The sequence below is a fragment of the Pseudomonas sp. GM24 genome (assembly GCF_000282235.1).
Taxonomy (GTDB): Bacteria; Pseudomonadota; Gammaproteobacteria; order Pseudomonadales; family Pseudomonadaceae; genus Aquipseudomonas.
The window spans coordinates 50,364-58,613 of the sequence record NZ_AKJR01000038.1; the positions used below are offsets into that span (position 1 = coordinate 50,364).

Genomic DNA, 8,250 nt, shown 5'->3' on the forward strand with positions numbered 1-8,250 from the left:
TGCGTCCATTAGATCAGCCCACGCTGAACGAGCACCTGGTGCGCTACAAGCGCGTCTTCAGCCAGGAACACATCAGCCATCTCTGAGGTTTTTACGGACAACTCGGCGTGGTGGATGCATACCGTTGGTCCGACCAGCATTTTTGTACAACCGACTCCGTTCAGTAGTTTGGGCAACTGCGCAAGGTTCATGGCTTTGCTGGAATACAGCAGTACGCCACGGGCTTGCAGATGTTCGACCGCCAGCGCCAGTTCGGCGGCAGGCAGCGGCCAGTCAAACACTTGCACCGGACAATCAGCGCTACTGATCAGCCACGCGCACAGCCACAGATGAGGTTCCAGTGGCAGGTCGGAATGATTGATCAATAGCAGCGGGGCGCCATGCAACTGACGATTGTTATGGTAGATGCGTGTGCCGAATTTGCTGCGTAACCATGAATAAAAGAACACCCGCTCCATCTGCGCGCCGAACTGGCCTTGCCAGCGCTGCTCCAGTTCCGCCAACAGCGGCATCAGCAATTGCTCGCACAATGTGCGTGGCGGGTAGAGCGCCATGGCCTGATTGACGCTGTCGTCGAGGCTGCGTTCATTGAGTTGCGTGACGGCCGTCAGCAGTGTCTGGCGCAACCGCTGCCAGTCGTTTTCCACGGTTTCGCTGAACGCCTGTGGTGTGTCGAGCAGAGGTTTGACCTGGCTGACCGCGACGCCACGGTTGAGCCAGGTAAGGATGGTCAGAATCCGCTGCACATGTTCGGCCGAATACAGCCGGTGGCCCTTGGGCGTGCGTTGCGGCACGACCAGCCCGTAGCGGCGTTCCCACGCGCGCAAAGTGATCGCGTTGACGCCGGTCTGCCGGGCGACTTCGCGAATCGGCAGCCAGCCCTCGTCGAGGGCTTTTTTAAAATCAGCGCCAAGGTCTTCCTGGGCGCTGGTATCCATTTTGTCGTTCATTAGATTGCGTTTCGCAGGCTGAGGTTTTCCGGGTGCGGTTGCAGGTAAACCTGTTGCGCGATGTACGAATCCGGATGGAGGCGAAAGTGGTGCTTGAGCAGCGTCAACGGCACCACCAGCGGCACGATGCCCTGGCGGTACTGGCCGATGACGTGTTGCATTTCCTGTTTGTCTTCGGCGCTGATCGCCTGTTTCAGATAACCGCTGATGTGCAGCAAAACATTGCAGTGCGTGCCACGGGTGGCGCATTTCTTCAATGCCGCCATCAGTTCGCTGAAATAGCGCGGGCCGAGTTCGGCGGGATCGGTGTCGGCCATGTTGCCGAGCATTTTGCCCAGCGCTTTGTATTGCGGCGGATTGTGCGCCATCAGCAAATATTTATAGCGCGAATGGAATTCGGTGAGGGCGCGACGACTCAGGCCACCGGCAAGGACGTGTTGCCATTCGCTGTAGGCGAACACGCGGGTGATGAAGTTCTCGCGCAGCACCGGATCGTTGAGTCGCCCGGCTTCTTCCACCGGCAAATCCGGATGGCGCGCGCAGAACGCCTGGGCGTAAATACCGCGCCCACCGCCGTTAATCGGGGCACCGTTGGTGTGGTAGACCTTGACCCGTTCGAGGCCGCAGGACGGCGATTGCTGCATGAAGATGTAGCCGCAGATGTCATCAAGCTCGGCGGCCATTTTCTCGCCGTATTCGGCCAGTGGCTGGGTGACGTTGATCGCCCGGTTCACCGTGCCGACCGCTTGTGGATGCTCAGCGTCGCCGACGAGGCGGATGGGTTCGCGCGGGATACCCAGGCCTATGGCCACTTCGGGGCATACGGGGACAAAATCGAAATGCTCGGTGAGGGTGCGGCTGCACAGGCGCGATTCCTTGTGTCCACCGTTGTAGCGCACCTCGGCACCCAGCAGGCAGGCGCTGATGGCGATTTTTGGTTTGGCTACGCAGGTATCTGACATGGGCACCTCGAATCTATACCTATACAGAGATCAATCTCTGTACAACATTGGCTTAGCATAGATTCAAGGGTGTACAAGTCAAATCATTTGTACAACTTTCTGTAGGAGCTGCCGAAGGCTGCGATCTTTTGATGTTGTGGTTGTAAAGCAAAATCAAAAGATCGCAGCCTTCGGCAGCTCCTACATGAGCCAACCGATTTTCCAGTGAGTGCTGTTTTGTAGCGCTTGCCAATCGAGTCGTTCAGCACGCTTGGTCAACACCGCCTGCAACTCGACTTCCAGCACTGTGCCTTCCTCGTCGCGAAACAACTCGGTCACCAGAAAATGTTTTTCACGATTCTGCGGCTGTGCTGCTGTCCATTTCGACAGCAGCAATTTTTGCGGATTGATGCGGTTCATTGCAGGTGTTCGTGCAAGCGTCGTGCAGCTTCCTGGCCACTGAGCCAAGCGCCTTCGACGCGCCCGGACAGGCACCAGTCGCCGCAAGCGTAGAGGCCCAGATCGGCATCGGCCAGCGTGCCCCATTCGTGGCCCGTCGCGGGTCGCGCATAGAGCCAGCGGTGGGCGAGGCTGAAGGTCGGCGCGGGCATGGCGCTGTGCAGCAATTCGGCAAAGGCACCGTGCAGTTGCTCGATCACCGCTTCCTTGGACAAGTCGATGTGTTGCCGGCTCCACGCGCTGGTGGCATGCAGCACCCACGTGTCGAGGGTGTTGTCGCGCCCCGGTTTACTGCGGTTTCGCGCCAACCAGTCGAGCGGGCTGTCCTGCACAAAGCAACCTTCGATCGGCGTATCCAGTGGTGTTTCGAAAGCGAGGGCGACGGCCCAGGTCGGGTCCATTTTCACCCCGGCGGCGGCCCCGGCAAGTTTCGGTGCGGCGGCCAGCAGGGCAGTCGCTTGCGGTGCTGGCGTGGCGATCACGACATGACTGAACGGCCCGTGCGTGAAACCTTCGGCGTCCTGCAAGTGCCAATGTTCTTCACCGCGATAGACCTCGGTAATCCGGCAGGCAAAGTGCACTTCCAGACCGTCAAGCAAGCCACGAGTAATGGCGCTCATACGCGGCGCACCGACCCATCGGGTCTGCTCGTCCGGCGACAGGTTCAGTTGCCCGCCCTGATAGGTGTAGAGCTGTGGCGTCCACTCGGCGACCCAACCCTGGCTTTGCCAACGCTGCACTTCGGTGACGAAGCGGCGGTCGCGGGCAGTGAAATATTGCGCGCCCATGTCCAGCGAGCCAGCGTCACTGCGCTTGCTCGACATACGCCCGCCGCTGCCGCGACTTTTGTCGAATAATTGAACGGTGTGCCCGCTCTCTGTCAGAGCCTGGGCGGCGGAGAGCCCGGCGATGCCGGTGCCGATGATTGCGATAGGTACAGTCATAGGGGCCTCGTTTACCTTTCTGTACAGACTACGCCGTGGATGAAACCTGTACAATTTTGTTTTTTGGTATAACTTCTAGCGTTCTCGTTCTGACAGCTTGGCCTATGGTTAAACAATAGAGCCTGCCCGATAGAAAAGATCCCTGCTTATAAAAATAGACTAGTGATCCGGGTTAAACGCCACGCGAGGAAGATGTCATGCACATATTGCTGACCGGCGGTACTGGTTTGATTGGACGTGCGCTCTGCCGACACTGGTTGGGGCAGGGCCATCGCTTGACGGTGTGGAGCCGCAAGCCGGAGAAAGTCGCGAAAATCTGTGGTGCGCAGGTACGTGGTATTGCGCGCCTGGAAGACCTCGGCGAAGAGTCGGTCGACGCGATCATCAATCTGGCCGGTGCGCCGATTGCCGATCGGCCGTGGACCCATCGACGCAAAGCGTTGCTGTGGAGCAGCCGCATCACCCTGACCGAAACCCTGTTGGCCTGGCTGGAAACGCGATCACAAAAACCGGCGTTGCTGATCTCCGGGTCGGCGATCGGCTGGTACGGCGACGGCGGTGAGCGCGAACTGACGGAAGATTCGCCGCCGGTGATCGATGATTTCGCCAGCCAGTTGTGCATCGCCTGGGAAGAAACCGCGCAACGTGCCGAAGCGCAGGGAATCCGCGTGGTGCTGGTGCGAACGGGTCTGGTGCTGTCGGCCGAGGGCGGCTTTTTGTCGCGCTTGCTGTTGCCCTTCAAGCTCGGGCTGGGTGGGCCTTTGGGCAATGGTCGGCAGTGGATGCCGTGGATTCATATCAACGATCAAATCGCCCTGATTGATTTTCTTCTGCATCGTGATCAGGCCAGTGGTCCTTATAATGCGTGCGCGCCGCAACCTGTGCGCAATCGCGAATTTGCCAAGACGCTGGGCAGCGTTCTGCACCGCCCGGCGTTCATGCCGATGCCGACGCTGGCACTGAAAGTCGGCCTCGGCGAAATGTCTTTGTTGTTGCTCGGCGGCCAGAAGGCCCTGCCGGCACGCTTGCTGGAAGCGGGTTTCACTTTCCAGTTCACGGATTTACGCGCGGCCCTGGACGATCTCTCCAGCCGCCTCTGAAATAGGACGTTGCATGACCGATCACGCTTTGCTTCTGGTCAACCTGGGTTCCCCGGCCTCAACCTCAGTGGCCGATGTACGCAGCTACCTCAACCAATTCCTGATGGACTCGTACGTGATCGACCTGCCGTGGCCGGTGCGGCGTTTGCTGGTGTCGCTGATTCTGGTCAAGCGCCCGGAACAATCGGCCCACGCTTACGCCTCGATCTGGTGGGAGGAGGGCTCACCGCTGGTGGTGCTCAGCCGTCGTCTGCAACAGCAGATGACCGCACAGTGGAATCACGGCCCGGTGGAACTGGCGATGCGTTACGGCGAGCCGTCGATTGAAACCTGTTTGCTCAAGCTGGTGGCGGCGGGGCACAAGCGCATCACGCTGGCGCCGCTGTATCCGCAGTTCGCTGACAGCACTACGACCACGGTGATCGAAGAAGCCAAACGGGTGATTCGCCAGAAGAAGCTCGACGTGCAATTGTCGGTGCTGCAGCCGTTCTACGATCAGCCGGAATACCTCGATGCGCTGGTTGAAAGCGCCCGGCCACATTTGCAGCAGGATTACGATCACTTGCTGCTGAGCTTCCACGGTCTGCCTGAGCGGCACCTGACCAAACTCGATCCGACCGGCAATCATTGTTTCAAGAATGACGACTGCTGCAAGAACGCTTCGCCTGCGGTATTGGCGACCTGTTATCGCGCGCAATGCCTGCGCACAGCCGCGTTGTTCGCCGAGCGCATGGGCCTGCCGGATGGCAAGTGGTCGGTGTCGTTTCAGTCGCGTCTGGGCCGGGCGAAGTGGATCGAACCGTACACCGAAGCGCGGCTGGATGAACTGGCGAAAAGCGGCGTGAAGAAAATACTGGTGATGTGCCCGGCGTTTGTCGCCGATTGCATCGAGACGCTGGAAGAGATTGGTGATCGCGGCAAGGAACAGTTCCGCGAAGCGGGGGGCGAAGAGTTGGTGCTGGTGCCGTGCCTGAATGATGACACGCATTGGGCGAAAGCCTTGGCGACTCTCTGCGAAAGAGCACCGCTGGCGCTCTGAAAGCGAATCGCGAGCAGGCTCACTCCCACATGATCGTTCCCACGCAGAGCGTGGGAACGATCAGATCTAAGGGGTTAGATCAGCGGCTCATCCGCCTTCTTGTTCTTCCAGCCATCATTGCCCGGCAGAATCAGGTTCAGCGCAATCGCCACCACCGCGCACAGCGCGATGCCTTTGAGGCCGAAATCATCCGGGCCAGTGCCGGTGCCGACCAGCACACCGCCAATGCCGAACACCAGCGTCACCGACACAATGACCAGATTGCGCGCTTCGCCCAGATCGATCTTGTGACGGATCAGGGTGTTCATCCCCACGGCCGCAATCGAACCGAACAACAGGCACAGAATCCCGCCCATCACCGGCACCGGAATGCTTTGCAGCAGCGCGCCGAACTTGCCGATGAACGCCAGGCTGATGGCGAAGATCGCCGCCCAGGTCATGATTTTCGGGTTGTAGTTCTTGGTCAGCATCACCGCGCCCGTTACTTCGGCGTAGGTGGTGTTTGGTGGGCCGCCGAACAGGCCGGCTGCGGTGGTGGCAATGCCGTCACCGAGCAGGGTGCGATGCAGGCCCGGCTTCTTCAGATAGTCGCGACCGGTCACGCTACCGACGGCAATCACGCCACCGATGTGCTCAATGGCCGGGGCCAATGCCACCGGAACAATGAACAGAATCGCCTGCCAGTTAAACTCCGGAGCGGTGAAATGCGGAATCGCAAACCAGGGCGCTGCGGCAATCTTCGCGGTATCAACGACACCGAAGTAGAACGCCATGGCAAAACCGACCAGCACGCCGGAAATAATCGGCACCAGACGGAAGATGCCTTTACCGAACACCGCCACGATCAACGTGGTCAGCAATGCCGGCATCGAGATCATCATCGCGGTCTGGTAGTGGATCAGTTCGGAACCGTCGCCAGCCTTGCCCATTGCCATGTTTGCGGCAATCGGTGCCATGGCCAGGCCGATGGAAATGATCACCGGACCAATCACCACCGGTGGCAGCAGACGGTCGATAAAGCCCGTGCCTTTGATCTTCACGGCAAGGCCGAGGAAGGTGTAGACGAAACCGGCTGCCATCACTCCGCCCATGGTCGCGGCGAGGCCGAACTGGCCCTTGGCGAGAATGATCGGGGTGATGAAAGCGAAGCTCGACGCCAGAAACACCGGCACCTGACGCCCGGTGACGATCTGGAACAGGATCGTCCCAAGACCTGCGGTAAACAGTGCCACGTTCGGGTCAAGGCCCGTGATCAGCGGCATCAGCACCAAAGCGCCGAAAGCCACGAACAGCATCTGGGCGCCGGACAGCACCGTGCGCCAGAGCGGATCGTTGAACTCTTGCTGCATGGTCAAGCGTCCTTCTGCTTGGTGCCGAAGATCTTGTCACCGGCGTCGCCAAGTCCAGGAATGATGTAACCGTGCTCGTTCAAGCGCTCATCAATGGACGCGGTGTAGATGGTCACGTCCGGGTGAGCTTTTTCGACTGCTGCGATACCTTCCGGCGCGGCAACCAGCACCATCGCGCGGATGTCTTTGCAACCAGCCTTTTTCAACAGGTCGATGGTCGCAACCATCGAGCTGCCAGTGGCGAGCATCGGGTCGATGATCATCGCCAACCGTTCGTCGATTTCCGGAACCAGTTTTTCCAGATAGGTGTGCGCTTGCAGGGTTTCTTCGTTGCGGGCGACACCCACAGCGGAAACCTTGGCACCCGGGATCAGGCTCAGCACGCCTTCGAGCATGCCGATGCCGGCGCGCAGGATCGGCACGACAGTGATCTTCTTGCCGGCGATTTTCTCGACCGACACGGTGCCGCACCAGCCTGCAATATCGTAGGACTCCAGCGGCAAATCTTTTGTAGCTTCATAGGTCAACAGGGCGCCGACTTCCTGAGCGAGCTCACGGAAGTTCTTGGTGCTGATATCGGCGCGGCGCATCAGGCCGAGTTTATGACGGATCAGCGGATGGCGGATCTCGAGGATGGGCATGGAAAAACTCCGGCGGCGGGCAAAAAAACCGGCCTAGATTAATCTATCCGAGGGTGATGTCCTATAGGACATTCTGTACGTTAGTCCATAAAGGCTTGATTCGGCCTCGCGAGATGCGTACCTTTGCCCGCTTTTCGCAGCCATACCCCCCCACATTCCCCCCCTGGAGAGCGCCATGTCCGCTGATCTCGAGCATATCCGTCAAATCATGCGAGAGGCTGACTGCCTGTACACCGAGTCTGAAGTCGAGGCGGCCATCGCCCGTGTCGGTGCACAAATCAACGAACAACTGGCTGACAGCAACCCGGTGGTGTTCTGCGTGATGAACGGCGGGCTGATTTTCTCCGGCAAACTGCTGACGCATCTGCACTTCCCGCTGGAAGCCTCCTACCTGCACGCGACCCGTTATCGCAACGAAACCAGCGGCGGCGACCTGTTCTGGAAAGCCAAGCCGGAAGTCTCGTTCATCGACCGCGACGTACTGATCATCGACGACATCCTCGACGAAGGTCACACCCTCGGTGCGATCATCGACTTCTGCAAACACGCTGGCGCGCGCAAAGTGCACACCGCCGTACTGATCGACAAGGACCACGACCGCAAAGCGCGTCCTGACCTGAAAGCCGATTTCGTTGGCCTGCCGTGCATTGACCGCTACATCTTCGGTTACGGCATGGACTACAAAGGCTACTGGCGCAATGCCAACGGGATTTTTGCCGTTAAAGGCATGTAAGACCCTGCACCATCCCCTGTAGGAGTGAGCCTGCTCGCGATAGCGTCGTATCAGCCAACATCAACGTTGCTGACAGACCGCAATCGCGAGCAGG

General features: G+C 59.3%; 9 protein-coding genes. 3 read left to right on the top strand and 6 right to left on the bottom strand.

Annotated features, from left to right (window positions below; all coding sequences use genetic code 11):
• Positions 1–8 precede the first annotated feature (8 nt).
• From PMI23_RS06455 to PMI23_RS06470, 4 genes are all read right to left on the bottom strand, one after another.
• Complete coding sequence (locus PMI23_RS06455; RefSeq protein WP_007912849.1) at positions 9–950, bottom strand: MerR family transcriptional regulator; 942 nt, start codon at positions 948–950, stop codon at positions 9–11.
• On the bottom strand, positions 950–1,912 hold the full coding sequence (locus tag PMI23_RS06460; RefSeq protein WP_007912848.1) for a YbgA family protein: 963 nt from the start codon (positions 1,910–1,912) through the stop codon (positions 950–952). The genes PMI23_RS06455 and PMI23_RS06460 overlap by 1 nt, the downstream gene beginning before the upstream one ends.
• Positions 1,913–2,092: 180 nt before the next feature.
• Positions 2,093–2,311 (bottom strand): TIGR02450 family Trp-rich protein, encoded by a 219-nt coding sequence (locus PMI23_RS06465; RefSeq protein WP_007912847.1) that lies wholly within the window; start codon positions 2,309–2,311, stop codon positions 2,093–2,095.
• Positions 2,308–3,294 (bottom strand): NAD(P)/FAD-dependent oxidoreductase, encoded by a 987-nt coding sequence (locus PMI23_RS06470; RefSeq protein ID WP_007912846.1) that lies wholly within the window; start codon positions 3,292–3,294, stop codon positions 2,308–2,310. Before PMI23_RS06470 ends, PMI23_RS06465 begins: the two co-directional genes overlap by 4 nt.
• A gap of 197 nt (positions 3,295–3,491) precedes the next feature.
• Between PMI23_RS06470 and PMI23_RS06475 the strand changes: the two genes are divergently transcribed.
• Positions 3,492–4,394: a TIGR01777 family oxidoreductase gene (locus tag PMI23_RS06475; RefSeq protein ID WP_007912845.1), complete on the top strand. Its 903-nt coding sequence runs from the start codon at positions 3,492–3,494 to the stop codon at positions 4,392–4,394.
• A 13-nt stretch (positions 4,395–4,407) separates the two neighbouring features.
• Positions 4,408–5,433, top strand: a complete 1,026-nt coding sequence (gene hemH / locus PMI23_RS06480; protein ID WP_007912844.1) for a ferrochelatase — start codon at positions 4,408–4,410, stop codon at positions 5,431–5,433.
• A 74-nt stretch (positions 5,434–5,507) separates the two neighbouring features.
• Here the strand turns inward: hemH and PMI23_RS06485 are convergent, their stop codons facing one another.
• On the bottom strand, positions 5,508–6,782 hold the full coding sequence (locus PMI23_RS06485; protein WP_007912843.1) for a uracil-xanthine permease family protein: 1,275 nt from the start codon (positions 6,780–6,782) through the stop codon (positions 5,508–5,510).
• Between the two features lie 2 nt (positions 6,783–6,784).
• Positions 6,785–7,423, bottom strand: coding sequence for a uracil phosphoribosyltransferase (gene upp, locus PMI23_RS06490; protein WP_007912842.1), 639 nt, complete (start codon positions 7,421–7,423; stop codon positions 6,785–6,787).
• 175 nt (positions 7,424–7,598) lie between these two features.
• On the opposite strand from upp, the gene PMI23_RS06495 reads away from it, so the two are divergent.
• Entirely contained in the window at positions 7,599–8,156 is a 558-nt protein-coding gene (locus PMI23_RS06495) for a hypoxanthine-guanine phosphoribosyltransferase (RefSeq protein WP_007912840.1), read from the top strand.
• Positions 8,157–8,250: the final 94 nt, after the last annotated feature.